Here is a 26097-nt window from a genome sequence, read left to right as displayed (position 1 = left end):
GGCCGTCGCCGGCAACGAGTGAACACTCGTCGTGAATGGTATCTGGCGGATATCAAGGCCACCGCAGTCTGAGCGAGACCTGCCGCGGTGCTCTCGACGGGGCCATCATTGTCAGCTTGTGGTCGTGCCCTGGAAGCGACCGTCTGCGGTTGGTCAAGGTGCGCTGAGAAGCCGGTCTCACGAGTGTGTGGACTGCCATTCACGCGAGTTTGGCAGTGGGGCGGTTCAAGCAGGGATAAATCGCACCCCCCTGGCAGTCAGTCGAGTGCGCTAGCGCACAGACACAGATAATCATCGGGGCTATCGTGACAGGAGGGGGGCCAGCGAGTCCCCCCGTGTCTTTTGAACAACCCATGAGGTCGCGCGATGAACAAAGATCAGATTAACGGTGCTGTCATAGAAGCGGCAGGCAAGGTGCAGGCGCAAGTCGGCAAGGTCGTCGGAAATACGGCGCAACAGGTGAAGGGGCATATCCGGGAAGCCGAAGGCAAGGCCCAGCATCTTGTTGGCAACGCGAAGACATTGGCCACGGATGCGACCCATAATCTATGAATGCAAATGTGATGGCGCCCAACGGAGGGTGTCCCGAATTTTGTGTAAACGGCGGTTAAGTTAGACGCGCGGCATGCGCTCGTCAAACTGAATGGTAAAGCGGTTCAGAGCAGCCTTCCAATCCCGAATCGGCATCGTCCATTTCTGGCTGATGTTGTTCAGTGCCAGATAGAACAGCTTGAACACTGCGTCCTCAGATGGGAACGAGCCGCGGGTCTTGGTTATTTTGCGCAGGCTCATGTTCACGGACTCAATGGCGTTGGTCGTGTAAATCACTTTTCGGATGTCTGGCGGGTATTCAAAGAACGGTATCAAGTGTGTCCAGTTGCGCCGCCAGGAGCGCCCAATCGGAGCGAAGGAATCGTCCCATTTGACCTCGAATGCCGTGAGTTGTCGCTCAGCTTCGGATTCAGTGGGCGCAGCGTAAATCAGCCGCAAATCCGCGGCGACTTCCTTGCGCTGTTTCCACCCCACGAAGTTCAGGCTGTGACGCACCATGTGAACAATGCAAAGCTGCACCGTCGCCTTGGGGAAGACTGCCTCAATGGCGTCAGGGAAACCTTTGAGCCCATCTACGCAGGCGATAAAGATGTCAGCCACGCCCCGATTCTTCAGTTCAGTCACCACCTGCAGCCAGAACTTGGCCCCTTCGGTTTGGGCCATCCACAGGCCCAGTACCTCTTTGAGGCCGTCCAGGTTGACGCCAATGGCCAAGTACAGGGCCTTGACCCGCACAGTACCGTTGTCGCGCACCTTGACGTGAATGCAGTCCATGTAGACGATGGGGTACAGCGCCTCCAAGGGGCGCGACTGCCAGGCTTTGACCTCGTCCATGACGGCGTCGGTCACGGATGAAATCAGGGTAGGAGACACTTCGGCGCCGTACATCTCCTGCAGATGGCCTTGAATCTCGCGTACCGTCATGCCTCGGGCATACAGCGACAGTATCTTGTCGTCAAAGCCGCTCCAGCGGGTCTGGTGTTTGCCAATCAGTTGGGGCTCGAAGGTGCCGGCGCGGTCACGGGGGATTTCTATGGGTAGCTGGCCAAAATCGCCTTTGAGCGTTTTCTTGCTGCACCCGTTGCGGGTGTTGCCCGCTTCATTGGCAACCAACTGGTTCTTGCCGTGACCCAGGTGGCCGGTCAATTCGGCTTGCAAAGCTCGCTCGACCAAGGCTTTGGTGAGCTGCGTCAAGAGGCCATTCTGGCCAATCAGGTCTTCGGGCTTTTTGTAGTCGGCCAACAGGGCGTCAATCAGCTCGGCGGGTAAGGGTTTCATCTCTACGGTCATCTCGGCTCCATGCAAGACAGCAGTTTCCTGCCAAATAACCGTTTACACAAAACTTCTTACACCCTCCGCCCACTCAGGCCGGCGGTCAGGAATTCCTGGTCGATTGCTTGCTCACCTATGAGGTTAACGGCATGACTGACTTCGTGTTTCAGATTCACGCGCTGAATGGGCGTGACCAGGTTGTGTTGTCTGAGTCGCTGACCCTGACGCCGCCCATGCCCGTGCATATCTACAACGACCCGGCAGAATTGCACCGCTGTACTCGGTTGCAGGTGGCGTCGGGAATCTTCCAATTGCACTACCAAGCCAGCGTGCGCCGTACCGTCGAAGCCAACGACCTAAACGCGGGCGAAGTGCCGATTTGGCAATTGCCCGACGAAGTGCTGCAGTACCTGATGCCGACGCGTTATTGCGAGTCGGACTTGCTCTCGCATGCGGCGCAAAAGCTGTTTGGCAGCATGCCACCCGGACACGCGCGCGTAATTGCTATCTGCGACTGGATTCACGCCCATATTGACTACCAGGTTGGTACCTCGACGGCCACGACCACTGCACGCGACGTGTTTTCGCAGCGCGCCGGTGTCTGCCGGGACTTCGCCCACTTGGGGGTGACCTTCTGCCGTGCCTTGAACATCCCTGCGCGGCTGGTCGCTGGCTATACAAATTTCGACACGCCACCGCCCGACTTTCATGCCGTTTTTGAAGCCTATTTGGGTGGTCGATGGGTGATTTTCGACGCGACGCGCATGTCAAATTTAGACGACCTGGTGCGCATCGCCAGCGGACGGGATGCCAAGGACGTCGCCTTCGCGATGATTTATGGCCCGGCCACGATGACGTCGATGAACCCAACCGCGACGCCGGTTCGATGAATACGGGTGGTCACGCTGTGAGAGAAAACATGCTCGGCAATGCAGGGTGATGGACACTTGGCGCGCACGGATGGCCCTCTGCAGCCGGGCTCAAATAAACGGTGCAACCCACAGATGCCCATGCCTGCAGAAGGTATTTGGCCAAGCAAACACTCAGCTGGCGGTCTACCATGCCTGCATGTTTGGGTACGCCGTCGAATGCCCAGCGGCAGCCTGGCCAGAGCGGCGATTCACTGATGTAAACCGGCCTAGCCGATATGCTCTTGCGGCACACCAGCGCGACAGTCGCCTAAACAGAACCGCCGCATGTCAAAGAGTTATTGCGCTTGCGATTTCTACTCCCCCTAAAAACCTCTTCCCCCAAAGCTTCAATCATTAGTTAAGGTGAAACCTCAAACCTCTTTCTTGCAGCCATAGTATCCTGAAAGAATTGGCAAAATTACCAAGGAGAACGTTCTTGATATCCGACCTGATGAGTGATTCCGTCCGTGCGACTGGCTTGAGTGCATTGATGCGTGGCGCAGGCCTAGTGACCCGTTTCATCCCGATACCCCAGCCGACGCTGCTGGTAGGCCCCGGCTCCAGCGCTCGTCTAGGCCAGGCAATTGCCGGCTTTGGTCATCGCAAGATACTGATAGTGACCGACAGTGTTATCTCCAAACTCGGCTTACTCAAACCCTTGACCCATGCCCTCGAAACTGGCGGCGCGCAGTTCGTGGTGTTTGACGAGATAACGCCTGACGCCCCAATCCCCTTGATTGAAAAAGGCATCGAGTTCTTCAAGTTACATGACTGCGACGCCATTGTGGCGTTTGGTGGCGGCTCCTCCATGGATGCATCCAAAGCCATCGCCGTCGCGGTAGCCAACCCCAAACCCCTGCGCCAGTTGGCGGGCTATTTCAAGGGATTGCGTACTCCGATCAAAATTTATGCGGTTCCGACCACCGCCGGAACGGGCTCAGAGGTGACCGTGGCCGCCGTCATTTCAGATCCTGAAAATCACACGAAGCTGGTGATCGTCGACCCGCGCATGGTACCCAAGATGGCCGCGCTGGATCCGCTGCTAATGACCGGATTGCCACCACATATCACAGCCGCGACGGGAATTGATGCGTTGACCCACGCGGTGGAGGCCTTTGTCGGCAACTGGAAAACGTCCTATTCCGACGGCATGGCGCTTTCGGCCGTTGGGCTGATTTTTGAGAACCTGCGGGTCGCCTTCGGCGATGGCAAGAACGTGGAGGCGCGCGAAAAGATGGCGCTGGCCTCAACTTACGCGGGCTTCGCGTTCACCCGTGCCAATGTGGGCTACGTGCACGCAATCGCGCATCAGTTTGGCGGTAAGTACCACACGCCTCACGGACTGGCGAATGCCATCATGCTGCCGTTTGTGCTGAAATACTCGGCGCCCGCCATTGCCCACAAGTTGGCCCATTTGGCGGTGGCCGCCAGGCTAGGTACTGATGACGAAGACACGGATGTTCTCGCTCAAAAGTTCCTCGACGGGGTCGATCAGCTCAATCGCGACCTGGACATTCCAGCTTCGCTGGAAACACTGAAGGAGGCTGATATTCCGGCACTGGCCAAAGCGGCCTGTTGGGAAGCTCACACCGGCTACCCGGTTCCGCGCTATATGTCCCAGCAAGTTTGCGAAAACATAATTCGCCAAGCCTTGCCGCCCAAGACAGCGCAGGCCAAGACGACACTGCGACGGCGCAAAGCAGCCTGATTGATAAAGTAGCCAAACACAAACAATTTAAAAAGAGGAGTCGGATATGAAGAAGGTGGTGACGGTATCGCTTGGTTCATCCAAGCAGGATTTTGAGTTCAAGACCCAATTTTTAGGTCACTCGTTTTCAGTGCGGCGCCTGGGTGCCGACGGCGATAGCGGCAAGGCCTGGGAGTTGATGCGCCGCCAACAAGCCAGTGCCGATGCGATCGGCCTGGGGGAAAGCAGCGACCACTATCAGGTTGGCCTGCGCACCGTCGTCAACAAGGAAACCGAGCGTCTGACCAATGTCGTTACCCGCGTTCCGGTGACCACCGGCGCCACCCTGCGCCGGTTGCTACAGGTACGCGCCGTGCGGCACGTACAAAAAGAGTTGGGCAGCTACTTCAACAACAACATGGTCCTTTTTCTCTCGGGTATGCGCAACTACGACATGGCCGTGGCCATGTCGGACTACACCAAAAACCTGAGTTTTGCCGACGCAATTTTTCAGACGGGTACACCGGCATTGCTCGGGTCGATTGAGCAGCTTGAGCTGTACGCCAAAGGCAGTGAACTGGTTTTGAACAACCGCACTGGCCAAATGCTGGAAGCCGCGCTGAGCAGTTTCAAAAAGGGTCGCGTCCGCGCCGCCGTGGCGAAGTCACATGTGGTTGTCGGCACGTTTGAGGAAATCAAGGCGGTGGGCAACCTCGCCAATCTCAAGGGTAAGACCTTGATTACGTCAGCGGTGGATGACGAACGTTTGGAATTTTTCAAGGAGTGCAAGGTCAATTTGGTTGTCGATGTGTCACCCCGGCTGTTTCAAAATGTCGTGGGCATCAACACGCTCGAAGCCATGATTCTGGCCGCGCTGGAGAAGTCGCCCGAAGAAGTCTGCGACGACGACTTCGATGAGATCCTCAACGAGCTCAAGATCACCCCGCAGCTGCTTCACCCGACTGGCAATTTCCGGAATATCCGCCGCTTCGCATTCGTCGTTCACCCGCTTAGCCAGGACTACATTCGCAAGGGTTTTCCCATTCCAAAGGCGACTCCCCAGTTCGTCATGGACAAGGTCGAGATGCTGGCAGCCCACATGCCACCCATGGTGTATTGCAAGATGGAGAACATCATTTCACCCAGTGGCGCCGAGGCCGAAGGCTGGCTGATATCGGTGGGGGGTACTCCCAAGGAAATGCTCGCACGCAGCCCAGAATTCACCTACCGTCGTCTGCTTCATGCCAGCAGAATTGCCGAAAAACTGGGTGCGCAAATTATGGGCTTGGGTGCATTCACCAAGGTGGTCGGCGATGCTGGAGTGACGGTTGCTCGCCGGTCCAGTCTGCCCATCACCACAGGTAACAGTTACTCGGCATCGGGCGCGCTGTGGGCCGCAGCGGATGCCATGCGGCGTATGGGTCTGGTCGACCTCAGCGCACACGGCAAGAAAGTGGCTGCCAAGACCATGGTAATTGGCGCCACCGGCTCCATTGGTTCGGTGAGCGCGCGCTTGCTGGCGATGGCTTTCGAAGAAGTGGTGCTGGCAGGGCGTGACCTGAAAAAGCTCGAAGAACTCAAAGCGTCGATCCTTGAAGACTCGCCGGGCGCCAAGGTCACGACCTCAACCAACTATGACGAGTTGCTCGGTGACATGGACATGATCGTGACCTCCACCTCGGGCGCGGGCAAAAAGATTCTTGACATCATGAAAGTCAAGCCCGGCTGCGTCATCACCGACGTGGCGCGCCCACTTGACTTGCCCCCCTCCGAAGTCGCGAAACGTCCCGACGTACTGGTGATTGAGTCGGGCGAAATCGAGCTGCCGACCAAAGTCAAGGGCATGAAGAGTATCGGGCTGCCGACCAACGTGATTTATGCCTGTTTGGCCGAAACCATTGTGCTGGCACTAGAAGGTCGATTCGAGGTGTTCACCGTCGGGCGAGACACTGAGTGGGAGAAGGTCAAGGAAATCTACAAGCTCGGGCTCAAGCACGGCATGAAACTTTCCGCGATTTCTGGTGTCAAGGGTGTCTACACCGACCGGGACATTGCCAAGGTGGTTGAGCTGGCCCAAAAAGCCCGCCTGACCTGGAACGCGCCGAGCGCGGTCAAGGCGAAGGCAAGCAAGTCGGCAGTGAAGAGTTTGTCAACTGACGCTTCCGGCACCAAGAAGACTCCCGCCAAGAAAGTCGTTGCGAAGAAGGCGGTTGCCAAAAAAGTGGTGCCGAAGAAGGCCACCGCCGCCAAAGCGCCCGCCAAAACCACTTCTACTCGGCGCCAGAAATTGGCAGCAGTGGTCTGATAAGGTGCCAAGCCCGATGGACTAGATCCCGTCGGGTGTAGTGATTGTGTGACGCCGTTAGGTTGTCGTTCTGCTAAAAAACCTTGGGCCCAATGCGGCCGTCATGCCCGCTTCTTTCGCCAAGTCGGGCACACCCACATCCCATCGGCGCGCATGCGGGCTGAATAGTCGGCATCAACCATTTGCCCAACATTCCGCCCTGGCACCCCGGTGGTTGGTCACGTCCAAATAGATATGCTTCTATGTTGCACTGCGATTTTCGTGGGCCTGACCAAGCACCCTAGTTCTTAGTACAGCCCCATACCGCCGTTCACCTCAATCACCTCGCCGGTGATGAACGAGGCGCCCGGTGAGGTGAGGTACAGCGCGGCGTTGGCCACGTCTTCAGGCTGGCCTTCGCGGCGCATGGGTGTGCGTTCGACGCGAGCTGCGCGCCCTGCCGGGGTGTTGAAATCGTCGTGAAAGCGGGTGGCAATCAAGCCAGGCGCAATGGCGTTGACGCGCACACCGTGTGGACCCACTTCTTTGGCCAAGGCACGGGTGTAGGTCAGCATGGCGCCTTTGGCGGCGCTGTAATGGCTGGCACCCGGGCCGCCGCCGTCGTGCCCCGCCAGGGACGACATGATGACAATGTTGCCGGAGCCACGCGGCAGCATGTGGCGCAGCGCTTCGCGGCAGCTCAAAAACACGCTCGTCGAGTTGAGCGACATGGCTTTGTTCCAGAAATCCAGGGTCATGTCAACGCACTTCACGCGCTCGAGCAGGCCGCCGGTGTTGGCCACCAGGCAATCTACCTTGCCAAACTTGTCCACGGCCTGCGCAAACGACTGGGCCACGGCGACTTCATCATTGGCGTCTGATTTGACCGCCATTACGCGCTCACCCAGCTCTGCGACGAGGGCCGTGGCCTCGCTTCACTGGACCAGTAGGTGAATGCGACGTTGTCACCACGCGCCGCGTGGGCGCGAACGATGGCAGCGCCAATACCGGAGGCACCACCTGTCACAAAGGTGGTTGAGATTGATTGCGTCATGTGAGTTTGCTTTCTGGGTTTGAGTTGTTGACCGGGCCCTTTGCCGCGGTCGATTCACGAACAACCAGCTCGGGCGTGAACACCAGTTCATGCGCGGGCTCGTTACTGTCTTTCAGGCGCACCAATACCCGCTCGACGGCGGCGCTGGCCATTTCCTGCATGGGTTGCCGCACGGTGCTGAGCGCCGGGCTGAGATAGGCCCCCAGAAACATGTCGTCAATGCCCATGACCGACACGTCGTCAGGCACCCGAAGCTTGCATTGCCGCAGTCCGGCCAGCAAGCCAATGGCCAGCATGTCGTTCATGGCAATGAAGCCTGTGGCTTTCGTGCCCCTGGCGTGAAGCGCCACGCCGCCCGCCCGTCCCAGTTCAGCGATATCCATTTCAGTCTGGCCCGGAGTTACCTCCCGAACATGACTCTCAAATTTGACCTTGTGGGTGGCGCAGGCGTCCCGGGCGCCTTCCAACCGGGCCACTCGGCTCACCGAACGCAGGGGGGCGGACACGTAGACAATGTCGCGATGCCCCAACGCTATGAGGTGTTCGGCCGCCATAGCGCCGGCGCGGAAGTTGTCCAGGCTGACGTAGTCCATTGCCAAGGGCTTTAGTTGTGCCGTGCGGTCGAAGCTAACCACCGCCAGCCCCTTGCTGATCAACGGGGCCAAATGGTCCTGGGCCTGCAAGGACGAGCCCAAAATCACCCCTTTGATGCCTTGGGCCATGAAGGACTGCGCATAGGCCTGCTCCCGCTCAGCACTGCGCTGGGTATTGCACAGCAACACGCCGTAGCCGCGTTCGTTCGCCGTCTCTTCAACCCAGCGCGCCAGCGCGCCAAAGAATGGGTTGGCAATGGACGGAACCAAGAGACCAATCATCGCGATATGGCCTGTTTTCAGGCGCCTGGCCGATTGATTGGGCCGGAAATCAAGTTCCGCAATGACTTGCTGAACGCGCTCCAGCGTCTCTGGCCGCATGCGGGCCTGGCGACCATTAAGGACGTTGGAGACCGTGCTGATCGACACCGCCGCGCGTCGCGCGACATCTTCTATGGTGGCCGTTGTACTTCTTGTCATCTGTCTCAAACCCCCATCAATCTTGGTAACCATAGCGAGATGCTTGGCACATAGGTGACCAGCAACAAAACTGAAAACAGAATGATGAAGAATGGCCACATGGATTTCACTACCTGCTCGATCGGGAGCTTGGCCACAGCGCTGCCCACAAACAACACCGCACCTACCGGCGGCGTGATCAATCCGATGCCGAGGTTCACAAGCATGATCATGCCAAAGTGCACCGGGTCAATCCCGATCGAGGTGATTACCGGTAACAAAATTGGTGTCAAGATCAGGATTAGCGGCGCCATGTCCATCAGAGTGCCCAAGACGAGCAACATGACATTGATCAATCCCAGAATCACATAGCGGTTGTCGCTTAAAGAGGTCATGGCTGTGGTGATCTTCAGCGGGATCGGCATCAAGGTCATGATGTAGCCAAAGCTGGCCGCAAAACCAATCAAAATCATGACGATGCACACCGTGTTGACGGTGCGGTGCATCAGTTTGGGCAGGTCACTCCATTTGTAATCCCGGTAGATGAACATGGTCACAAAAAAGGCCCACAACACGGCAATGGAGGCCGACTCGGTGGCGGTGAACACGCCCGACAAAATGCCGCCCAGGATGATGAACATGGTCATCAATCCCCACAAGGCATCCGTACAAATGTGCAGCGCCTCGCGCATTGGAATCCTCCGCCCTTTGGGGAAGTTCTTCTTGCGCGCAACATACAGGCAATAAATGCACAAGCTCAAACCCAACAACAAGCCCGGCAACACACCGGCCATAAACAAGGCGGCCACCGACACCGAACCGCCTGCCGCCATGGAGTAAATCACCGCGTTGTGGCTGGGCGGAATCAGGATGGCCTGAACCGAGCCACTGACGGTGACTGCGGTGGCAAAGGAACGCGGGTAACCGTTCTTCTCCATTTCGGGAATCAATACCGACCCAATCGACGCCGTGTCGGCCACCGAGGAGCCGGAAATGGTGCCGAAAAAGGTCGATGCCAGAATGTTGACCAGCGACAAACCGCCCCGCACAAATCCCACCAACACGCCGGCAAAGGCCACCAGCCGGCGCGCCATGCCGCCCTCTGCCATGATGGCGCCCGCCAACACAAAGCAAGGAATGGCCAGGAGAGAAAATTTGTTCACCCCACTGGCCATTTGAATGGTCACGGCGTCCAGCGGCAGATCAATCCACCACGCACAAATCACGGCCGACAGGCCCAGCGCAAACGCCACTGGCATACCGACCAACATGAGGAAGGCAAAACTGCCCAGGAGTACAAACGCGTCCATGTCAGAGAGCCTCGTTGAGGGGTTGTGAGGACTCATGGTCATACGTGACCACGGCGCGATCTTTCTGAGAACCGAAGAAGGTGTTCTCAAGTACAAACAACAGCGTTAAAAAACTGCCGATGGGAAGCGGCAGATAGGTGACGCCCACGGCCAACCACGGCAGCTCCGCCAAGCCTTGACGCATCATCTCCATGGACAACTTGCCGCCCCAAATCATGACAAACAAGCAGATGGCAATCATCAACAAGTCCACCAGTTTTTCACACAGATACCGCGCCTGCGTGGGCAGCATATTGGTAAGCATTTCAACGGCGATGTGACCGCCCGCCCGGTAAGTGGCGGCGGCACCAAAAAAGGTAAAGATCACCATGAGCAGCACCGCCAGGGGCTCAGGCCAACTGGAGCCCGCTCCGAGCACATACCGTGCAAAGATGCCCCAGGGAATGATCAAACTCATCAAGAGAATGGCCATGCCTGAAATCCAGATGCATGCCAAATAAACGGCATCAAGCCAACGGTGAATTTGTTCTGTCATGGTGTGTCCTGCAGCTTCATGGGCTGACGAGAAAGAGAACGGGCTCGACTGGTCGGCCGAGCCCGTTCGGGCGATTGTTTACTTGACGGCTTCAATCCGCTTGATCAAGTCGGCGAACTGCACACCGTACTTCGCACGCATTGGCGCTGTCGCGTCATAGAAGGGTTTTTTGTCGAGCGTCACAAACTGGATGCCATAAGCCTTCAGCTTGGCCGTGTAATCACCGACCGACTTGTCCCACAATGCACGTTGCTCCATTTGTGCCTCGCGCGACAACTTCATCATCAGCGCCTGCTCATCCTTGCTCATCTTGTCCCAGGTGATCTTGGACATCACAAACAGTTCGGGAATGATGAGGTGAGTGGTTTGCGAGTAGAACTTTGGCCCGGCGGTGTACTGGTTGCTGGCGAAGAATGTGGGCGGATTGTTCTCGGCGCCGTCAACCACTCCGGTCTGCAGGGCACTGAACGTGTCCCCGTGACCCATGCTGATGCCGTTGCCGCCCATGGCGTTCATCATTTCAATGAACATCGGGTTGCCCATGACACGAATTTTCTGACCCTTCAAATCTTCAGGAGATTTGATGGGGTTCTTGGTGTACATGCTGCGGGAGCCGCTGTCCATCCATCCCAGGCCAACCAGGCGTGCCGAGCTGGCAGTGATTTTGTCCAAAATTTCCCTGCCAATGGGGCCGTCAATCACGGCACGCATGTGGGCCTCGTCGCGGAACAAGAAGGGCAGGTTGAACACATTGACATCTGGCACCACGGGGCCCATTGGGCCAAGCGAGATGCCGGCAATCTGCAAAGCACCAATCTGCGCCTGCTCAATCATTTCCTTCTCGCTACCCAGCACGCCACCGGGGAACATTTGCCACTTGTATTTGCCATTGGTCGCTGTTTCGAACTTCTTGCCCAAGTTCTCCAGGGCGACGACATTGGGATATCCAGCCGGCTGCACGTCGGACATCTTCAGTGTGGTTTGGGCCATCAATACGGCCGGCAAGGTGAGGGCGGCGCAAAGAGTGGCGCGACGCAAGTTTTTCAATGACTTCATGGTTGTCTCCTGGTCTGTTATGACGGTTAGCTCGGCTGGGAAAATTCCCGGTATATCCGGGGCGGTGGCACATCCAATTCTCACTGGTGTACCGTTTTACTAAATTCAGTGTAAGGGTACACAAATTGATCTCTATGAGTATTTACCCTGCATACCGAGTCGCGCATGGCACCACGGTTTCACGGTGGCTAATAGACGCCAGGGCTCTCCAGGCAACCAGGAATTGATGGCTGAATCGGCTTATTGCCTAGAGCCAGTATGTGTCAGTTGCCATGATTTTTGGTGATTGCTGTCAACCCGCAACAAGTTTCCCGAATACCTACATCGCCTTGCGCCCCAAGAGGCCACCCAGACGGCGTACCAGCCACTTGGGCGTCGCACGGGAGGCCACCATGGCGACGCTATTGACCATGCCGGGGACACAAATCGCGTCGCCCCGCATGCAGGCCGCAAATCCGTTGTCTGCCACCTGCCCGGCGTCACCCACCAGGAAATCAGGCAGCTCGCCGAGCTTGCCATTGCTACCCGCCGCCTGGGCCAACATCGCGGTCGCGGTGATGCCTGGGCACAAGGCCGTCACGGTCACACCGGTGCCGCGCAACTCCTCCGCCAACGACTCGGACAGGGACAGTACATAGGCCTTGCTGGCAGCGTAGCTGGCCAGCGACGGCACCGGCTGAAAAGCGGCGACCGACGCCACATTGAGCACCCGCCCCTGTCCACGAGTCACCATGCCCGGCAGGAACGCATGAAGCATGGCAGTGAGGCCGGAGATATTGAGGTCGATGATTTGTTGATGGCTGGGCGCATCGATGGCAGTAAACAAGCCCTGCTCCAACACCCCGGCACAGTTGACCAGCACGTTGACCGGGCACTTTTGCCGGGCCAGTTCGCTGTGAAGGCGAGTCGCCGCGCCAGGCTGGGCGAGGTCGGCGGATACCACCTTCACAGAGATGCCATGTTGGTCTGCCATCTGCTTGGACAGTACTTGAAGTTTGGCTTGGTTGCGGGCCACGATCACCAGGTCAAAGCCCGCCGCCGCAAAACGTTGGGCCAAGGCCTCACCGATGCCCGACGACGCGCCCGTGATCAGCGCGCTGCCGTGGGAGTTGGTGGCTTTTGAAGTGCGTTTCATGACTCTCTGCCCTTGTGTCGTTTGGGTTGATTGGGTTGACCGGAATCGCTCTTCAGCATCATGCCTGCCGCCCGCAAGCGCCCCACCAGAACGTCGCCCAGACCACTGGCCGGGGTCAACAGACCGCCGAGTTGGCGCCCGCCTGGCAGCTCGTCCTGCTGCAAGGCCAAGCACAAGGCCGATTCACACAGCATCTTGGTGGTCGCGCGGTTGCTGGGGTCGCCCTGGTCGGCGATTTCGCCGCGAACTTTGTGACCACTGGCGCTCTCACCGACCCAACGCGCGCGAAACGAACCGCTGTCCATGCCCGCTTCGCTGGGGCCTTCGCCCGGCGCAGGCGCCAATTTTTTCGCCAACCAGCGCACTGGTCGCAAGCGCAACACCGCCTGCGTTGTGGCGGACCCCACGCTCAGGGTTGTGGCCGCCAGTGCGGCGGCCAGACCACGGCCCAGGCGCAGGTATTCCTGATAGCCATAGTCATTGCCATAACCCAGCAAGGCAGCGCTGCGCCGCACCACCCGGGTGTTAATGGTTGACATCATGAAGGGACCCAGCCAAGCAGAAAAGTCGCCGTCATGGCGCGGGGCCACCGGGTCGGCATGCATGCCGCCCGCCGCTGGGCGGGATCCAGGTGGATTGAGTAAAAAGGGGTCAGCCATCTGGGCCATTTGGCCCTGTTCCAACATATTGAACATGGACGCCAGCGTGCCGCCGTTGAAGCCGCCCCGCAGGCTGAACGCCACTTTGACCCTCACGCATTCCTCGTCAAATTGCTCCCGCATGGCTCGATGGGCCAGCCAAGCGCTCAGGTCTGAGGGAATCGAGTCGAAGCCGCAAAAGGGAATGATGCGGGCGCCATTTTTTTGAGCCTGCACATCGTGCTGGTCAATCAGGCCCTTGACCCAGGGGGTTTCTCCGGTGATGTCCACATAGTGCGTACCGTGGCGAACACAGGCCGCCACCAACTCGCTGCCATACAGCGCAAAGGGGCCTGCCGTGCTCAGCACCACCCGGGCGCTGGCCGCCAGCGCGTCCATAGCCGCGGTGTCGTGGGCTTCAGCCACCACAATACCTGCCTTGTTGGCACCTGAAATGGATGCTCGAACCGCTTCCAGCTTGGGCCTCGAACGGCCCGCCAGAGCCCATCGCAGACGGCTGGTCTGCACATCTGGGTGAGCTGCGAAATAGGCCACGGTCTGGCGTCCCACAAAGCCACTGGCCCCGTAGAGAATCACGTCATATTTCTTTTTGGGAGTCGATGTTTGAGTCATGGGTGTGTTCCTTTTGACCCAGCATAGACGCAACCCGCGTCCGTTGCGGTCATTCTTGCGACGGGACGCCCGGTGGGTTCGAGGAAATCTGTGACGACCTCAATTAAACCGACCGCTAGCGCCCTATTGATCTACGCATGACGCTCTTAAAGTTCCAGCAATTGAGATCAAGACGCTTACGGTTACTCACTCACTAGATTTTTAGCTGTTGTGATGTGAAATCGACGCCACACTTTGAGACGGCGGAAACAAAAAAGCCTTCAAACCGTGAAGTTTGAAGGCTTTTAAGCGACCCACCGGGTGCGTGACTATCAGGCCGAAGCCGTCCAGTAGCCCGCGTTGAACGGGCTGCTCATGCGCAGCGCGAAGGGCGACACGTCCAATAGTTTGTCGGTTGGCATCCGCTCACCGGAGTCGGTGGTCAGGTCAATGCCGGGCACAGTCGCGCTGGTGCCCTTTGCCTCGTTCGCCCGTTCTGCTTGGCTGGTGTGTGCAGAACGGGCTACAGAAAAGAATAGAAACACCTGAAGGGTATCTTTCGGTCCCCCCAGTAGTCTGCGGTGTCACGGAAGATGTCGAGCAATTGCTCGCGCGCTTCCTTGTCGAATTTGACGTTGGCTGGAATGTGCTCCAACACGGCAATGAAGCCAGGCTGAGGGCCCGACTTGTAAACCGGGTCAGTCATGCTGTCATACAGCGCATCAAAGTTCTTGCCGCCTTGGGTGACCAACTTGAACTGCTGGCCAATCAGGTCCATGACGTCTTGCTTGGTCTGGGCGGTAGCCAGATTGGCGTACAAGAAATGGTGGCCCAAGGCCTGCGCCGACTCCTGCAACTCAGGCACGCGAAACGCGCGAATGGATTGGACGATATTGGGGCGAATGCCTTTCAGCGGCATTTCAGCTGGCGGGCGTTCTGACGCCTCGGCGGCGGCACGTTGCAGTGCCGCATTTTCTTGACTAAGTGACATATTCATTCTCGGCGCGCTTTTCAATAGAAAAATAAACGGTCTCAGGGCACGATCTTGCGAAAACTGTCGTAATGATCGGCCGTGTAAAAACAAGTATCCGGCGTTCTAGGGGGGCCGCCACAGACAATGCGACGGGCACCCCGGTGACTCAAGCCGGGTGTTGCGACGGTGTATTCACGGTAGTAGCCCCGGGTTTGCCCCGGCAACAAGCGCTCACGGTTCCCGAAAACCGAGCCATCCTTGTCATACTTGAATGGCCCACCTTGGGGAATCTGTCGATAAACGGAGGCGCCTTCAGCAGGCAGCTCAGCGACGCTGACCGTGGTCGAGCTGTCAACAGAAACCGGCCCTTTGGCCTGCACCCATAAAGCTGCGGACGCCGCTGTCAATAGCAAGCCGGCCAATACCGCCTCCAAGCGCCCAGAACCCACCATGAAAAAATACTCTCACAACACTCCGGGTTTACCCGGAAATTTCAAGGTCGCTAGTGTCGTGTATTTGCAAACAAAATGCAAGTGATTGCCCATTAAACAGGCAATCCTTGCGTTGATTATTTGAAGTCAGCGTGCGCCAACTTACCCGCTGGCGCTTATCGGGTCGCGTTTGCGTCTGCCACGGTCAAGGCCGTCATGTTCACAATCCGGCGCACCGTGGTGCTGGCCGTCAGAATATGAACAGGTTTGGCTGCGCCCAACAGCACAGGGCCAATCGCAATATTGCCGCCCGCTGCGGTTTTGAGCAGGTTGTAGGCAATATTGGCCGCGTCAATGTTGGGCAACACCAACAAATTGGCGTCGCCAATCAGGGAACTGTTGGGCATCAGGTTCGCACGGGCGGCGCCGTCCAGGGCCACATCACCATGCATTTCTCCGTCCACCTCCAGCCACGGCGCATGCAATTTGAGCAACTCCAAGGTGCGACGCATCTTGACGGCGCTGGGCATGTTGCTGCTGCCGAAGTTGGAATGGGACAGCAATGCCGCTTTGGGGTGGATACCAAAACGCAGCATTTCTTCGGCCGCCATAACGGTAATTTCGGCCAGCTCTTCGGCAGTTGGGTCGTAATTGACGTGGGTGTCAACCAGGAATACCTGCCGATTGGGCAGCATCAAGCCGTTCATGCAGGCATAGATTTTCACACCTTGCGGCGTGGAGGGACTGCCACCCGGGCGCTTGCCGATCACCTGGTCAATGTAGGTCAGGTGCATAGCGGTGGTGCCCCACGTGCCGCAAATCAGGCCATCCACATAGTCTTTGTGCAGCAACATGGCGCCAATCAGGGTCAGTCGCCGGCGCAATTCAATTTTGGCGTACTGGGCGGTCATGCCTTTTCGCTCGGTCATCTGGTGGTAGGTTTGCCAGAAGTCGCGGTAGCGGGAATCCTGCTCAACGTTGACCACGTCATAGTCCAGCTCCTCGCGCAGGCGCAGACCAAATTTGGCAATACGCTGGGCAATGATGGCGGGTCGCCCAATCAGCGTGGGGCGGGCCAAGCCCTCGTCAACCACGATTTGGCAGGCGCGCAGCACGCGCTCTTCTTCGCCTTCCGCATAGGCGACCCGCTTTTTCGCGGCGAGTTTGGCCGCGTTGAAAATGGGTTTCATCACGGTGCCGGACGCGTAGACAAAGCTCTGCAACTTCTCGCGGTAGGCGTCCATGTCCTGGATGGGGCGCAACGCCACACCGCTGTCAGCGGCCGCCTGGGCGACCGCAGGTGCGATTTTCATCATCAGGCGGGGATCGAAGGGCTTGGGAATGAGGTACTCGGGACCAAAGGCGAGTTGCTCACCCTGGTAGGCGGCGGCCACCACCTCGCTTTGCTCGGCCTGGGCCAGCTCGGCAATGGCATGCACCGCAGCGATTTCCATCTCCAACGTGATGGTGGACGCCCCCGCGTCCAGCGCGCCCCGAAAGATATAGGGGAAGCACAGGACGTTGTTCACCTGATTGGGGTAATCGCTGCGACCGGTCGCAATCACCGCGTCATCACGCACCGATTTCACGTCTTCTGGCGAAATCTCCGGATTGGGATTGGCCAGCGCCATGATCAGCGGCCTGGCGGCCATTTTGGCCACCATGTCTTTCTTCAGCACACCGCCAGCGGACAAGCCAAGGAAAACGTCCGCGCCCTCGATGATTTCGCTCAATGTACGTGCTGACGTCTTTTGCGCGTAAACGATCTTATCGTCATCCATCAGCTCGGTACGCCCCTCGTACACCACACCCGCCAGGTCGGTGACATAGATGTTTTCGCGGGGAATACCCAGCTTGACCAATAATCCCAGACAGGCCAGTGCAGCCGCGCCCGCGCCGGAGGTCACCAGCTTGATCTTGGCCGGGTCTTTGCACACCACTTTGAGGCCGTTCAGGATGGCCGCACCCACGCAAATGGCGGTGCCGTGCTGATCATCGTGAAAGACCGGAATTTTCATACGTTCACGCAGTTTGCGTTCCACATAGAAGCAATCCGGCGCCTTGATGTCTTCCAGGTTGATGCCGCCAAAGGTCGGCTCCAACGAGGCAATGATGTCCACCAGTTTGTCGAGGTCGTGCTTTTCGTCGATTTCAAGGTCAAACACGTCAATGCCGGCAAACTTCTTGAACAGCACGCCCTTGCCCTCCATCACCGGCTTGGAGGCCAGTGGGCCAATATCGCCCAGGCCCAGCACGGCCGTGCCATTGGTAATGACCGCCACCAGATTGCCTCGGCTGGTGTACTTGTAGGCGTTGTTGGGGTCTTTGACGATCTCTTCACAAGGCGCGGCGACCCCAGGCGAGTAGGCCAGGGCTAGGTCATGCTGGTTCACCAACTGCTTGGTGGCGGCGATGGAGACCTTGCCGGGCACTGGGAACTGGTGGTATTCCAGAGCGGCTTGGCGCAACTCGGCGCGCTTTTCGTCGGTGTTGATCGATGATTGAGGCATGAAGTACTCCTGAGGCAAGCCAGTATGACCGAAACGGCCAAACGGTCCGCATGGGCGGGATCAGGATTGTAGGCTGCCCCTCCATTTTTCTGGTGGGTGGAAGTCGCTTTCATAATGCGCAATATTTATGAAAATATGCAATCGGCGCATAAGGCAATGCCTGAAATACGATGCCAACTCCGGCGTTTTAAGGTGCCTGAACCAAGCTGGATTGCTCAGCACGCCGGTTTGTCGCACCGCCAGCCAGCACAAAGCCACGTACGGCGTCGCTGGCGTCCTTGTACTGCCAAACACCTGCCTCCACAGCGTGCCATGCCCCGGACGCACCGGGCGCGGGAGACGCGGCCACCAAAGGCAAGGCCGGCGTCTTGATGGCCACCGGCATCAGCGGAAAGACCACCGGCGTTGGCGTGCCTGCCAAGGTCTGCGCCAACGCTTTGGCGGCGTTCATGATGGGCATCACATAGGGCAGCACTCGCCCTCCCGCGTATTGAGCCGCGTCGCCCAGCGCGTAAATTTGGGATGCGCTGGTTTGCAAGAGATCATCGACCACGACACCCCGTTCACAGCGCAACCCTGCTGCACTGGCCAGCGTCAGGTCAGCGCGCAGGCCGATGGCGCTGAGCACCACATCGGCCTGCAGCGTCGCGCCACTGGAGAGCGTGATGTCCAGACGTTGACCCAGTTCCATCTCGTGGGCTTGATTGACCGCACTGGCCGTGCTGCCAAAGTGCCACTGAACGCCCAAGCTGCTGAGTGCGGTTTTCAGTTGTTCACCCGCCTCGGCCGGCAGCAGCGCTGCCATCGGGCCAACGGCCGGGTCGGCCACGCTAACTTGATACCCGGCACCGATGAGGTCATTGGCGAACTCGCAGCCAATCAAACCGGCGCCCATGATCATCACGTGTTTGGGTTGCGCGCCGCTGTCAGCCGTCAAGCGAGCATGAAAAGCGGTGAAGTCGTCCAGCGAATTCACAGACAACACCTGGTCGGCCGCGTCCCCGCCCAGCGGCACGCGGATCGCCTGCGCGCCGCTGGCCAGCACCAGTTGGCGGTAGGGGTGATCGCCCTGTGACGTGCGCACCACCTGAGCTTGTGAATCAATGCTGATCACCCGCGTATGAGGCAACAGCGTCACATTCTGTGTCGACGACATTTTGGCGGCTGCGGAGCTAACCAGCTGGGTCGGCGCGCGGCCTTGAGCAAACGCATTGGACAAGGACGGTTTGGCGTAGAAGTCGCCGCTATCCAAGGTGATCATCAGCACCGGCGTGTCGGCGTCGAGTTTGCGAAACTCGCGTGCCACGCTCCAGCCCGCCAGACCGGCGCCAATGATGATGAGAGGCAACTGGCCATGGTTGGCCTGTGCATCGGGGGTCGGTCCGGCGGTATTCATGCTCAGACCTCCACGACTTCGAAGTCGGCTTTGGCAACGCCGCAGTCGGGACATTCCCAACTCTCGGGCACATCGGCCCACAGAGTGCCGGGTGCAATGCCGTCTTCCGGGCGGCCGGCGGTTTCGTCATAGATAAAGCCGCAAACAATGCAAAGATAAGTTTTCATGAGGTTCTCCGATAAATATGAGTCATTTCAGCGTCTAGCCCAGGTGAAATTGGCGCTAGTCGCTATTTAATCAATAGCAAATAGTTAGGCCGAGACTTTGGCCAACTGGGCTTTGTAGTGGTTGGCGTGGCGCTCTTCCACCTTGGCCAGTGCCGCAAATCGCTTCTGGGCTTTTTCCAGCGTGGCCTTGAACTCGGCCGCATGCACTTTGCTTTCTTCAATCTGATCGTCCATCTCGGCAACCGCCGCGGCGTTGCCTTCCAACTCGGCGGTTTTGCGAAAGCCAGGGTACATCTCGGTGTACTCGTAGGTCTCACCGTCGATGGCGATTTGCAAAGCCTTGGCCGGGGTCATGGTCGCTTTGGGGTAAAGCAAGTCCAAGTGACCAAAGGCATGCATCACTTCCTGGTCGGCCGTGGTCTCAAAAGCGCGGGCGGTATCTTCGTCGCCCATCTCGCGGGCCAGTTTGGCGAAGTAGCGGTACTTGATGTGCGCCATGGATTCGCCCGCAAAAGCGGCTTCCAGGTTGGCGATGGTCTTGATCTCGGGGCGTTGGGCAGTGGTCATGGTGGGCTCCTGTGAGTGAACTTGTTGGTTGACGTTTTCAATCAATATGGAGCCAATGATAGTTTTAATTGATAGTCAGGGCCAATTGGAATTCCCTAAGCCATTGATAGGGACTATTTGATGCCTTCTTGGGCCTAGGTGAACCCGCGCGCCGGGAAGGTGTCCGGTCGCTGCAACCAGTTGTTGGGCGAGTAGTGTGAGGACGCGTCGGTGGCATGCAGCGTGTAGGCGTGGCGCGACACGGCCGAGCGATTGGGTGCGCTGTAGTGCGGCAGCAGCCCATGAAACACCACCAGCGTTCCGGCCTTCACCTCCACCGGTACAGCGGTTCGGTCGTCCGGCCACGGCGTGGTGTCCAGCACCTCCATGCCGGCGCCCTCACCGCGCTTCACAAAGCGCTCGCGCAAGGGGCCCCGGTGGCCGCCCGGCTCCATCCACAGGCAACCGTTCTCACGCGTGGCGTCTTCCAGCGCGAACCAGAAGGTGGTCACGGTGATGGGTGTACTGTCAAAAAAGGTGGCGTCCTGGTGCCAGCGCACTTCGCCGCCAATGCCGGGCTGCTTAAAGATGTACATCGACTGCCAGACCTGCGCCCGCGCCAGCCCCAAATCTGCCGCCAATTCAGCCAGCGCCGGCCCGCGTGAGAACTGCTCAAACTCGGGGTCCAGGTCATGCATCGCATGGCCAATTTTGTTGATTGACAAAGACTTGTCCTGCTTAAGCGCCCCATCCGCACCAAACGCCTCTTCTTCAAAGAAGCAACGCACGGTGTTGGCCGACTCCATGAAGTAGCCATCCGTCTGACGTACCTGCTCGTTGGTGGTGAAAATGCCGGAGCGCTCAGTCGGGTCAAAGGCATGCACTATGGCTTGCGCCCGCTCGCGCAAAGCGGCCAGCTCGCTGCTGGCTTTGAAACCGGGCAGCACCAGGTAACCGTTTTGTTGGTAGTCGGCTTGTTGTTGGGCAGTGATCATGGGGTTGACAAGAAAATCGGTTGGTGCATTGGCATGGCGTTCTTTATAGCAGTCTCGGACCGCTGCGGCGGCGCTTCAAGTGACGGCTGAAATCGACTGCGGTAAGCTGGTCGCCCGCTGCCGGCTATGGCAAGCATTGATCTTGTTGAAAGTGAGCCCCATGACTGACACGCCGCCGGTTTACCCGCCCCTTGAGCCCTACCGCACGGGCCGCCTGCCAGTGGACAGCGTTCACACCCTTTACTGGGAAGAGTGCGGCAACCCGAATGGTGTGCCCGTGCTGTTTTTGCACGGTGGTCCAGGCTCTGGGTTGTCCCCCAAACACCGCCAGTTTTTCGACCCCGCCTATTACCGCATCGTACTGTTCGACCAACGCGGCGCCGGTCAATCGACGCCGCTGGGGGAATACCGCGACAACACCACTCCGCTGCTGATTGCGGACATTGAGCGCTTGCGCGAGTTGATGGGCATTGAACAGTGGCTGGTGTTTGGGGGTTCCTGGGGTTCCACGCTGGCCCTGGCCTACGGGCAGGCGCACCCCGAGCGCTGCACCGGCTTTGTGCTGCGCGGCATCTTTTTGTGCACGCCACCCGAGATCGATTGGTTCTTGAACGGCATTGGGGGATTTTTCCCCAAAGAACACGCCGCCTTCCTGGCGCCCATTCCCGAGGTTGAACGACGCGACTTGCTGGCGGCCTACTGCCAGCGCCTGTTCAGCGACGACCCGGCCACTTGCGCCGAAGCAGCCCGTACCTGGAGTCGTTACGAGGGCAGCTGCCTGCACCTGCTCCCGCACCCCGAGGTAGCGGATGAATTTGGGTCGGACGCCGTCAGTCTGGGTGTTGGCCGGCTGGAGGCGCATTACTTTCGCCACCAGGGCTTCCTGAGTGATGACCAGCTGATTCGTGGCGTGGACCGCATTCGCCACCTGCCCGCGGTGATTATTCAGGGGCGCTACGACGTGGTCTGTCCGCCGACCTCAGCCTGGCGCTTGCACCAGGCGTGGCCAGAGGCCAGCTTGGAGATCATTGAAGACGCCGGGCACGCCGCTTTTGAGCCGGGCATTGCCAGCGCGCTGGTGGCGGCCACCGAGCGGTTCAAGCGAACCGGCTCGCTTTAAGGCCGCACAGGCTTGGGTCAATCGTGGCCGTGGTCTTTGTCTTTGTTCTTACGGTGTTTGTCATTGCCATGGCCCCGGTTGCCCCGCTGGTCCTCATCACGGTCATCGCGCTCGCGGTAGTCCCGGTGCTCGGTGCGGTAACGGGGGGCGTAATCCTGCTCGTACCAGTCGTTTTGCACAAAGTAGACCGGCTGGCCGCAGGCGTTGTACTTGCTGCAATGCTTGCTCCATTTCTTCTCGTGTCCATAGGGCACACGCAGATAAATGGGTTGGCCCACCACCGTTCTTTGCCGAATGATCACGGGCTCGGTGTAAATCACCCGGGGTGGCGGCACATTGCCAAGCACGATGCGGCCGTAAAAACCCGGCTCGCCAATCGTGACAGAGACGCCGACATCGGCGGCCAGCGCCGCATTAGCAGTCACTGCCAAGGCTGCGCCAGATAGAAGTTTTTTCAAAGTAAGGGAGTTCATTGCTTGCATCAAATGAGTGAGTGAGAGGAGCGCGTCCTGGAAACCACACGGACGGATCCGTCGGGCGTCGGGCCAAGGGCGGGCGGGCGGGCGCGCTGATACTTGGGCGGATTATGCAGGCCCCCCCATCTCTTCACCGTAATCACATGTAACAAGCGCCGCTCGCCACAGCCCCGCAGCACGAGGCGCCTCAAACCTGAGGCAGCAGATATCGGCGCTCCCAGGCGCTGATCTCGTTTTGGTAGCTCTCGTACTCCACGCTCTTGACCGAGGTGTATCCCGTTACAAATGAATCCCCCAGCAGCCAGCGCGCGCTGGCGCTGTGGGTCATGGTGTCCAGCGCTTCGGGCAGGCTGCGTGCCAAGGTGCGCGCGTGCTCATAGCCACTGTCGCCGATAGGCGACGTGGGCACCAACTGCTCGTCCATGCCCGCCAGCCCGGCGGCCAGTGAGGCGGCAAGCGCCAGATAGGGATTGGAGTCGGCTCCGGCGACGCGGTTCTCGACCCGGCGGGCGGCTGCGTGACTTGCCGGCACGCGAAGCGCCGTGGTCCGGTTGTCGTAACCCCATTGCAGGTTGACCGGCGCCTGGCTGCCCGCCACATAGCGGCGAAACGAATTGGTAAAGGGCGCAAACATCAGCATGAGGTCGGGCAGATAAGTTTGCAGGCCGCCAATAAAGTGCTGAAAACAGGGCGCCTCAGTGCCATCCTCATTGCTGAAGATGTTTTGGCCCTCGGCGTTCACCACACTTTGGTGCAAGTGCATGGAGCTACCCGCCGCGCCGGCAATGGGTTTGGCCATGAAAACGGCGTTCAACCCATGCTTGAGGGCGATCTCTTTGGCCGCATATTTGAAAAGAAAGGCCTGGTCAGCCACGGCGACCGGGTCGCCATGCTGGAGATTGATCTCGTACTGTGTCGGTCCAACCTCGTGAATCCAAGTGTCGGCCTGCACACCCAGAACGCGCAGCGCGGCTCGGAACTCGTCCCAAAACGGCGCCAACTCGTTGAGCATGTTCAGGCTGAACGCGCTTTGCCCCACCTCAGCACGGCCGCCACGCACAACGGGCGCTTGTAAAACTTGGCTGGGGTCCGTGTTGGGGGCGGTCAGGTAGAACTCGATTTCGGGCGCCACAACCGGAATCAATCCTTGCGCGGCGTAGCGCGCCACCACGGTTTTCAGCAGGCTGCGTGGCGCGAAGGCACACAACTCGCCGGAGAGCTCCACACAGTCATGAATCGCCAAGGCACGCGGCACGCTGGCCCAGGGGGACAGCTTGAGTGTCGCGTGGTCCGGCACCAGCCGCACATCAGGGTCGGCATCAGGAAACACCGGGTCGTAAGAGTAATCACCCGTCACGGCCTGCATCGGTATGGCTTGGCAGATGCGCAACTCGCCCCCGGCGGCAAAGCTGGCAGCGGGCATCAGCTTGCCGCGTGGATAGCCCGAGATGTCGGCAAAAAGGCACTCCACATCATGAATCCCGTGTTGCGTGAAAAAGGCGTTCAAAGCGTTGGTGTCAGGCATAAGGACTCGGGTACAAGGCAGGGATGCGGATTAATTTTAGAGTGAATTGACACACAGCCCTTGATCAACAAGCGCAGACAGATATCAATTATGTAGCGCACCGAATGCGAACTCGGAGCAACCGCCCTGGCCTGCACTTTGTGATCAGTGTTTACCCGCAGTTTGCGCACAAGCCGAGGTTTTGACAGATGACTGACAGAAAGCCCTCAGTAGCATCCGATCGACCCTGCCGTCTTTTGCCTTGGCAAAGGCTGCAAGGGCCGGACCCCGCTTCAGGCGGGCTCACAGCGAAGCCCTTTGACTTCGCATCAATAACTGGAGCAAGCATGAAACAAACTTACCTAACCACTCAACTGCTGCGCTGGGCAGCCCCCGTGGGCTTGGCCCTGGCCACATTGACCACACCCGCCTCGGCGTTTGAAGCCTCCAACACCGAGTGCATTGCACCCGCTGGCGCTGGCGGCGGCTGGGACTTCACTTGCCGTCAAGTCGGCAAAGCCTTGCAAGACCTCAAACTCATTCCAGGCTCCATGCAAGTGGTGAACAAGGCCGGCGGCGGCGGCGGCGGCGTGGCTTACGCCGAAGTGGTGAACAAGCGCAACACGGAAAACAATGTGATCGTAGCCGCCTCGTCTGCCACCTCCACCCGTTTGGCGCAAGGCGCATACCCTGGCAACACCATGACGCAAGTGCGTTGGTTGGCGGCCGTGGGCGCGGACTACGGCATCATTGCCGTGGCCAAAGACTCCCCCATCAAGAACCTGCCTGACCTGATCAAGCAAATGAAGGCCGACCCCAAATCGGTGTCGTTCGCAGGCGGCTCGGCCGTGGGCGGCTGGGACCACCTGAAGGTGCTGATCACCGCTAAAAAAGGCGGCATCGCGGATGTGCGCACCGTGAAATACGTCGCTTTTGACGGTGGCGGCGAAGCCGTGACCCAGTTGCTGGCGGGCAAAGTGCAGGCCTTCACCGGTGACGCGTCTGAGGCCAAAGGCTTTGTGGACGCTGGCAGCATCAAGGTGCTGGCCGTGTTGGCGCCCGAGCGTCTGGCCGGCGACTTCTCCTCGTTCCCCACCGCCAAAGAGCAGGGCATTAACTCCGTGGGTGCCAACTGGCGCGGTTTCTACGCCCCCGGCGGCATGTCGGATGACGCCTACAAGTTCTGGGTCAAGCAAATTGGTGCGGTGTATGACTCTGCCCAGTTGAAAGCCACCATGGCCAGCAACGGCCTGGCGCCTTTGAACTCCCGCGGCGCTGACTTCACGGCCTTCGTGAAGGAATCCGTCGAAGAGATTCAGACCATTTTCAAAGAAATTGGCCTGATCAAGTAAGTTGACATGAAGCGGGCCGTCGGTGCAATTGCGCCGGGCCCGTTTTTTGGCTGCACGGGCTGTCACCGGCCCATCAGAAGAAGAAAGATTCACCATGAGTGACCGTCTATTTGGGGTGGCTGCCCTGTTCCTGGCTGGCTTGATGACCTGGGGTGCCAGCGTCATTGAAGAGAGCTTTATTCAAGACCCACTGGGTCCCAAAGCGTTTCCCTGGGTGATTGCGGCCGTGCTCGCCATCACCGGCATCGCCATGATGCTCAAACCCGACGACGAGCCCGAGTGGCCCGCGCGCGCCAAACTGCTGCGCATCGTCTGGTCCGTGGCCGTGATGGTGTTGTACGCAGAACTACTGCCTATCGTGGGCTTTGTCATCACCACCGCTGCTGCTGCTGCCTTTCTGTCCTGGCAACTGGGCGGCACTGTGCGTCAGGCCGCCATCGGCGGCGCCCTGATTTCAGGCGGTATCTACCTTGTATTTCACCTGGTGCTGGGCCTGTCGCTGGCCCGTGGCCCCCTGGGCTTCTAAGCC

At 58.8% G+C, this 26097-nt stretch carries 26 protein-coding genes; 7 read left to right on the top strand and 19 right to left on the bottom strand.

Annotated elements, in window-relative coordinates; translation table 11 throughout:
• Positions 1-366: 366 nt before the first annotated feature.
• Entirely contained in the window at positions 367-552 is a 186-nt protein-coding gene (locus J8G15_RS15230) for a CsbD family protein (RefSeq protein WP_210543116.1), read from the top strand.
• Between the two features lie 60 nt (positions 553-612).
• On the opposite strand, the gene J8G15_RS15225 is transcribed toward J8G15_RS15230, so the two are convergent.
• Positions 613-1842 carry an IS256 family transposase gene (locus J8G15_RS15225; RefSeq protein ID WP_210542233.1) on the bottom strand — a complete coding sequence of 410 codons (1230 nt, stop codon included), beginning with the start codon at positions 1840-1842 and terminating at the stop codon, positions 613-615.
• Positions 1843-1973: 131 nt separating this feature from the next.
• Between J8G15_RS15225 and J8G15_RS15220 the strand changes: the two genes are divergently transcribed.
• The 3 genes from J8G15_RS15220 to J8G15_RS15210 all read left to right on the top strand — a co-directional run bounded on the left by J8G15_RS15220 (position 1974) and on the right by J8G15_RS15210 (position 6727).
• Positions 1974-2714: a transglutaminase family protein gene (locus tag J8G15_RS15220; RefSeq protein WP_210543115.1), complete on the top strand. Its 741-nt coding sequence runs from the start codon at positions 1974-1976 to the stop codon at positions 2712-2714.
• A 472-nt stretch (positions 2715-3186) separates the two neighbouring features.
• A complete protein-coding gene (locus tag J8G15_RS15215) occupies positions 3187-4443 on the top strand; it encodes an iron-containing alcohol dehydrogenase (RefSeq protein WP_210543114.1) in 1257 nt (418 codons plus the stop codon).
• Positions 4444-4489: 46 nt separating this feature from the next.
• A complete protein-coding gene (locus J8G15_RS15210) occupies positions 4490-6727 on the top strand; it encodes a saccharopine dehydrogenase NADP-binding domain-containing protein (protein ID WP_210543113.1) in 2238 nt (745 codons plus the stop codon).
• A gap of 287 nt (positions 6728-7014) precedes the next feature.
• On the opposite strand, the gene J8G15_RS15205 is transcribed toward J8G15_RS15210, so the two are convergent.
• The 16 genes from J8G15_RS15205 to J8G15_RS15130 all read right to left on the bottom strand — a co-directional run bounded on the left by J8G15_RS15205 (position 7015) and on the right by J8G15_RS15130 (position 21116).
• On the bottom strand, positions 7015-7599 hold the full coding sequence (locus tag J8G15_RS15205) for an SDR family NAD(P)-dependent oxidoreductase (protein WP_210543112.1): 585 nt from the start codon (positions 7597-7599) through the stop codon (positions 7015-7017).
• Positions 7599-7760: a hypothetical protein gene (locus tag J8G15_RS15200; protein WP_210543111.1), complete on the bottom strand. Its 162-nt coding sequence runs from the start codon at positions 7758-7760 to the stop codon at positions 7599-7601. The genes J8G15_RS15205 and J8G15_RS15200 overlap by 1 nt, the downstream gene beginning before the upstream one ends.
• A complete protein-coding gene (locus J8G15_RS15195) occupies positions 7757-8833 on the bottom strand; it encodes a LacI family DNA-binding transcriptional regulator (RefSeq protein WP_210543109.1) in 1077 nt (358 codons plus the stop codon). The genes J8G15_RS15200 and J8G15_RS15195 overlap by 4 nt, the downstream gene beginning before the upstream one ends.
• 5 nt (positions 8834-8838) lie before the next feature.
• Positions 8839-10122 (bottom strand): TRAP transporter large permease, encoded by a 1284-nt coding sequence (locus J8G15_RS15190; protein WP_210543107.1) that lies wholly within the window; start codon positions 10120-10122, stop codon positions 8839-8841.
• A gap of 1 nt (position 10123) precedes the next feature.
• A complete protein-coding gene (locus tag J8G15_RS15185) occupies positions 10124-10657 on the bottom strand; it encodes a TRAP transporter small permease (protein WP_210543105.1) in 534 nt (177 codons plus the stop codon).
• Between the two features lie 78 nt (positions 10658-10735).
• The gene (locus J8G15_RS15180; protein ID WP_210543103.1) at positions 10736-11713 is read right to left on the bottom strand and encodes a TRAP transporter substrate-binding protein; all 978 of its coding nucleotides are present in this window, start codon (positions 11711-11713) and stop codon (positions 10736-10738) included.
• Positions 11714-12032: 319 nt separating this feature from the next.
• Positions 12033-12848, bottom strand: a complete 816-nt coding sequence (locus J8G15_RS15175; RefSeq protein ID WP_210543102.1) for an SDR family oxidoreductase — start codon at positions 12846-12848, stop codon at positions 12033-12035.
• Entirely contained in the window at positions 12845-14119 is a 1275-nt protein-coding gene (locus J8G15_RS15170) for a trans-acting enoyl reductase family protein (protein ID WP_210543099.1), read from the bottom strand. Before J8G15_RS15170 ends, J8G15_RS15175 begins: the two co-directional genes overlap by 4 nt.
• Before the next feature lie 311 nt (positions 14120-14430).
• Complete coding sequence (locus tag J8G15_RS15165) at positions 14431-14643, bottom strand: hypothetical protein (protein WP_210543097.1); 213 nt, start codon at positions 14641-14643, stop codon at positions 14431-14433.
• Positions 14622-15017, bottom strand: a complete 396-nt coding sequence (locus tag J8G15_RS15160; RefSeq protein ID WP_240538570.1) for a barstar family protein — start codon at positions 15015-15017, stop codon at positions 14622-14624. Before J8G15_RS15160 ends, J8G15_RS15165 begins: the two co-directional genes overlap by 22 nt.
• 113 nt (positions 15018-15130) lie before the next feature.
• Entirely contained in the window at positions 15131-15523 is a 393-nt protein-coding gene (locus J8G15_RS15155) for a ribonuclease domain-containing protein (RefSeq protein WP_210543093.1), read from the bottom strand.
• A gap of 155 nt (positions 15524-15678) precedes the next feature.
• Positions 15679-18012: an NADP-dependent malic enzyme gene (locus J8G15_RS15150; protein WP_210543091.1), complete on the bottom strand. Its 2334-nt coding sequence runs from the start codon at positions 18010-18012 to the stop codon at positions 15679-15681.
• Positions 18013-18199: 187 nt separating this feature from the next.
• A complete protein-coding gene (locus J8G15_RS15145) occupies positions 18200-19408 on the bottom strand; it encodes an FAD-dependent oxidoreductase (RefSeq protein ID WP_210543089.1) in 1209 nt (402 codons plus the stop codon).
• Positions 19409-19410: 2 nt separating this feature from the next.
• Positions 19411-19575: a rubredoxin gene (locus tag J8G15_RS15140; RefSeq protein ID WP_210543087.1), complete on the bottom strand. Its 165-nt coding sequence runs from the start codon at positions 19573-19575 to the stop codon at positions 19411-19413.
• Between the two features lie 84 nt (positions 19576-19659).
• Positions 19660-20142, bottom strand: coding sequence for a rubrerythrin family protein (locus tag J8G15_RS15135; protein WP_210543085.1), 483 nt, complete (start codon positions 20140-20142; stop codon positions 19660-19662).
• Positions 20143-20276: 134 nt separating this feature from the next.
• Positions 20277-21116, bottom strand: a complete 840-nt coding sequence (locus tag J8G15_RS15130) for a phytanoyl-CoA dioxygenase family protein (protein ID WP_210543083.1) — start codon at positions 21114-21116, stop codon at positions 20277-20279.
• 160 nt (positions 21117-21276) lie between these two features.
• Between J8G15_RS15130 and pip the strand changes: the two genes are divergently transcribed.
• Positions 21277-22236, top strand: coding sequence for a prolyl aminopeptidase (gene pip, locus J8G15_RS15125; RefSeq protein WP_210543082.1), 960 nt, complete (start codon positions 21277-21279; stop codon positions 22234-22236).
• Between the two features lie 17 nt (positions 22237-22253).
• Here the strand turns inward: pip and J8G15_RS15120 are convergent, their stop codons facing one another.
• Both J8G15_RS15120 and J8G15_RS15115 read right to left on the bottom strand, forming a co-directional pair.
• Positions 22254-22694, bottom strand: a complete 441-nt coding sequence (locus tag J8G15_RS15120; RefSeq protein ID WP_240538317.1) for a hypothetical protein — start codon at positions 22692-22694, stop codon at positions 22254-22256.
• A 205-nt stretch (positions 22695-22899) separates the two neighbouring features.
• A complete protein-coding gene (locus J8G15_RS15115; RefSeq protein WP_210543079.1) occupies positions 22900-24237 on the bottom strand; it encodes a glutamine synthetase family protein in 1338 nt (445 codons plus the stop codon).
• 326 nt (positions 24238-24563) lie between these two features.
• Between J8G15_RS15115 and J8G15_RS15110 the strand changes: the two genes are divergently transcribed.
• Together J8G15_RS15110 and J8G15_RS15105 are read left to right on the top strand one after the other, a co-directional pair.
• Entirely contained in the window at positions 24564-25568 is a 1005-nt protein-coding gene (locus J8G15_RS15110) for a tripartite tricarboxylate transporter substrate binding protein (RefSeq protein ID WP_210543077.1), read from the top strand.
• A 94-nt stretch (positions 25569-25662) separates the two neighbouring features.
• Entirely contained in the window at positions 25663-26094 is a 432-nt protein-coding gene (locus tag J8G15_RS15105; protein WP_210543076.1) for a tripartite tricarboxylate transporter TctB family protein, read from the top strand.
• Positions 26095-26097: the final 3 nt, after the last annotated feature.

Origin of the sequence: Rhodoferax sp. PAMC 29310 (assembly GCF_017948265.1) — a bacterium.
Taxonomy (GTDB): domain Bacteria; phylum Pseudomonadota; class Gammaproteobacteria; order Burkholderiales; family Burkholderiaceae_C; genus Rhodoferax.
This window is presented reverse-complemented; position numbering and strand designations above follow the sequence as displayed.

Bases quoted from the DNA above. Each gene is read 5' to 3' on its own strand.
- J8G15_RS15145 (WP_210543089.1), bottom strand. From the start codon at position 19,408: ATGAATACCGCCGGACCGACCCCCGATGCACAGGCCAACCATGGCCAG.
- J8G15_RS15230 (WP_210543116.1), top strand. From the start codon at position 367: ATGAACAAAGATCAGATTAACGGTGCTGTCATAGAAGCGGCAGGCAAG.
- J8G15_RS15190 (WP_210543107.1), bottom strand. From the start codon at position 10,122: ATGGACGCGTTTGTACTCCTGGGCAGTTTTGCCTTCCTCATGTTGGTC.
- J8G15_RS15155 (WP_210543093.1), bottom strand. From the start codon at position 15,523: ATGGTGGGTTCTGGGCGCTTGGAGGCGGTATTGGCCGGCTTGCTATTG.
- J8G15_RS15110 (WP_210543077.1), top strand. From the start codon at position 24,564: ATGAAACAAACTTACCTAACCACTCAACTGCTGCGCTGGGCAGCCCCC.
- J8G15_RS15170 (WP_210543099.1), bottom strand. From the start codon at position 14,119: ATGACTCAAACATCGACTCCCAAAAAGAAATATGACGTGATTCTCTAC.
- J8G15_RS15180 (WP_210543103.1), bottom strand. From the start codon at position 11,713: ATGAAGTCATTGAAAAACTTGCGTCGCGCCACTCTTTGCGCCGCCCTC.
- J8G15_RS15130 (WP_210543083.1), bottom strand. From the start codon at position 21,116: ATGATCACTGCCCAACAACAAGCCGACTACCAACAAAACGGTTACCTG.
- J8G15_RS15200 (WP_210543111.1), bottom strand. From the start codon at position 7,760: ATGACGCAATCAATCTCAACCACCTTTGTGACAGGTGGTGCCTCCGGT.
- J8G15_RS15150 (WP_210543091.1), bottom strand. From the start codon at position 18,012: ATGCCTCAATCATCGATCAACACCGACGAAAAGCGCGCCGAGTTGCGC.
- J8G15_RS15160 (WP_240538570.1), bottom strand. From the start codon at position 15,017: ATGCCGCTGAAAGGCATTCGCCCCAATATCGTCCAATCCATTCGCGCG.
- J8G15_RS15105 (WP_210543076.1), top strand. From the start codon at position 25,663: ATGAGTGACCGTCTATTTGGGGTGGCTGCCCTGTTCCTGGCTGGCTTG.
- J8G15_RS15215 (WP_210543114.1), top strand. From the start codon at position 3,187: ATGAGTGATTCCGTCCGTGCGACTGGCTTGAGTGCATTGATGCGTGGC.
- J8G15_RS15185 (WP_210543105.1), bottom strand. From the start codon at position 10,657: ATGACAGAACAAATTCACCGTTGGCTTGATGCCGTTTATTTGGCATGC.
- J8G15_RS15225 (WP_210542233.1), bottom strand. From the start codon at position 1,842: ATGACCGTAGAGATGAAACCCTTACCCGCCGAGCTGATTGACGCCCTG.
- J8G15_RS15135 (WP_210543085.1), bottom strand. From the start codon at position 20,142: ATGACCACTGCCCAACGCCCCGAGATCAAGACCATCGCCAACCTGGAA.
- J8G15_RS15205 (WP_210543112.1), bottom strand. From the start codon at position 7,599: ATGGCGGTCAAATCAGACGCCAATGATGAAGTCGCCGTGGCCCAGTCG.
- pip (WP_210543082.1), top strand. From the start codon at position 21,277: ATGACTGACACGCCGCCGGTTTACCCGCCCCTTGAGCCCTACCGCACG.
- J8G15_RS15175 (WP_210543102.1), bottom strand. From the start codon at position 12,848: ATGAAACGCACTTCAAAAGCCACCAACTCCCACGGCAGCGCGCTGATC.
- J8G15_RS15115 (WP_210543079.1), bottom strand. From the start codon at position 24,237: ATGCCTGACACCAACGCTTTGAACGCCTTTTTCACGCAACACGGGATT.
- J8G15_RS15195 (WP_210543109.1), bottom strand. From the start codon at position 8,833: ATGACAAGAAGTACAACGGCCACCATAGAAGATGTCGCGCGACGCGCG.
- J8G15_RS15140 (WP_210543087.1), bottom strand. From the start codon at position 19,575: ATGAAAACTTATCTTTGCATTGTTTGCGGCTTTATCTATGACGAAACC.
- J8G15_RS15220 (WP_210543115.1), top strand. From the start codon at position 1,974: ATGACTGACTTCGTGTTTCAGATTCACGCGCTGAATGGGCGTGACCAG.
- J8G15_RS15210 (WP_210543113.1), top strand. From the start codon at position 4,490: ATGAAGAAGGTGGTGACGGTATCGCTTGGTTCATCCAAGCAGGATTTT.